The organism is Nocardia puris (assembly GCF_003315035.1).
GTDB lineage: Bacteria > Actinomycetota > Actinomycetes > Mycobacteriales > Mycobacteriaceae > Nocardia > Nocardia puris.
In genome coordinates, this window is the sequence record NZ_QNRE01000050.1 from 1 (window position 1) to 2177 (window position 2177).

The 2177-nt window shown below is 63.7% G+C and carries 2 protein-coding genes; both read right to left on the reverse strand.

Annotated elements, in window-relative coordinates; translation table 11 throughout:
* Nucleotides 1–67: 67 nt before the first annotated feature.
* Nucleotides 68–865 carry an IS21-like element helper ATPase IstB gene (gene istB, locus DFR74_RS35165; protein ID WP_067514199.1) on the reverse strand — a complete coding sequence of 266 codons (798 nt, stop codon included), beginning with the start codon at nucleotides 863–865 and terminating at the stop codon, nucleotides 68–70.
* Nucleotides 865–2106, reverse strand: coding sequence for an IS21 family transposase (gene istA / locus DFR74_RS35170; protein ID WP_067514229.1), 1242 nt, complete (start codon nucleotides 2104–2106; stop codon nucleotides 865–867). Before istA ends, istB begins: the two co-directional genes overlap by 1 nt.
* Between the last annotated feature and the right edge of the window lie 71 nt (nucleotides 2107–2177).

The window sequence follows — 2177 nt, forward strand, 5'->3', positions numbered from 1 at the left end:
TGTCAACTCCGGTTGAATCGTGACCCGGTCGTTCCGGTTGAATCCGGACCCACCCCTGGTGGTGTGGTCAGTCGTTGGTCTTGGCCGCTGGGACGCGGCCGAGGTCGCGGTCCTTGAGTCGGTAGCTGTCTCCCTTCATCGAGATGACTTCGGCGTGGTGGACGAGGCGGTCGATCATCGCGGCAGCGACGACGTCGTCGCCGAAGACCTCACCCCAGCGGCCGAAGGGTTTGTTGCTGGTGACGATCAGACTGGCTCGTTCGTAGCGGGAGGAAACGAGCTGGAAGAACAGGTTCGCGGCCTCGGATTCGAAAGGGATGTAGCCGACCTCGTCGACGATGATCAGCGGAATCCGGCCGAGCTTTATCAGCTCTGCCTGCAGTTTTCCGGCGTGATGAGACTCGGCCAGACGAGACACCCATTCCGCGGCGGTGGCGAACGCGACACGATGGCCGGCCTGGCAGGCGCGGATTCCGAGCCCGATCGACAAGTGGGTTTTGCCGGTGCCGGGCGGGCCGAGGAACACGACGTTCTCCTTGGCGGTGATGAAGTCCAAGGTTCCCAGGTGGGTGATGGTGTCGCGTTTGAGCGAGCGCTGGTGGTCGAAGTCGAACTCCTCCAACGATTTTCGGGACGGGAACCGGGCGCTGCGGATGCGTCCTTCCCCGCCGTGGGACTCGCGGGCGGAAACCTCGCGTTGCAGGCACGCGGCCAGGAATTCTTCGTGGCTCCAGCTCTCGGCGCGGGCCCGTTCGGCCAGCCGCTCGACCGCATTGCCCAGCGTCGGAGCCTTGAGCGCTCGTGCGAGATACGCGATTTCGGAGCTGACGTTGCGTGATCCATTCGTGGTGGTCTTGGTGGCCATCAGGCGATTTCCTCGCTGCCGTTCGCCTCGTCGAGGTCGAACATGCGGTCGTAGTCGGAGAGGTTTCGATGCTCGACACCGGTATCGATCGCGGGAACAGCGACCAGGCGCCGAGACCGGCGCAGCTCGGCGGCCGCGGCAGCATGACCGGGATCGGTAATGGTTTGGTGACCGGCCCAACATCGTTGGTGCCGAGCAAGTTCGGTTCCCGATAGCGTGATCACGACCTCAGTGAGGTCGGCACGAACGTCGACTCGTCGACCGATCGCGGCCGGATGCACGGAGTAGTCGTTGGAGTCCAACCGGACGTAATGATCGCGAGGTAGCCGAGTCGTTAACCGCCATCCGACCACAGGATCCACCGGCGGCAGCTCGAGCATCGACCGTCGGTCGGCCTCCCAGCGATCGACCGGACGACATTCCAAACGCCGATGATGACGCTGATTGGCCTTGCCCAGCCACTCGCCCAGCTGGGCGTTGAAGTCGGCCGGATCGGTGAACACACGCCCGGGCAGGAACGAGGTCTCCAGATAACCGTTGGCGCGTTCGACCAAACCCTTGGCTTCCGGATCGCCGGGTCGGCACTGAATCACCTTGATGCCCAACGTTCCTCGGAACGCGTTCATCGTCTCGGTCAGTTGCGGTTTACCGCCTCGCCATTGCCCGACCGCGGATTCGTTATCCCAGACCAAGGCTCGGGGCACGCGGCCCCAACCCGAGATCAACGCCCAGTGCCCGGCCAGCAGATCCGGGCTCTGCCGGGTCGGAATCATCGTCGCGGCCATGATCCGCGAGTAGCCACTGACCATCACCAAGACCGGAGGACGACCACTATGACCGAACCCCAACGGGACATCTACCGGAGGAAACCACAGGTCACACTGGGCGAGCTCGCCCGGTTGATACTCCGTGCGCGAGACCGGATCCACGGGCTTGAACAACGGCCGCAACTGCTGCACCCGCTCGAAGAACACCGTCTTCCCACGCTGCCAGCCGACCCGTTCCATGATCACAGTCGTCGGCATATCCGGGAACTCCGACAACACCTGCCGGATCAGCGGCTCGAAATCATCAACAGCCGACCCGCGTGGCTTGCGCCGATACCTCGGCGGCTCATGCGAGCCCAGCGCCTTCTTCACCGTGTTCTTCGACACCTTCATCCGCCGAGCGATCGCGCGAATCGCCATGCCCTCCGCGCGATGCAACCGTCGGATCTCCGCCCAGTCCTCCACGTTCAGCACCTCATGATCGTTCACGGGGTGGGTCAGCATTCACCCGGAATCTGAGGGTCAGTCTTCAGGCGGAAGCGACA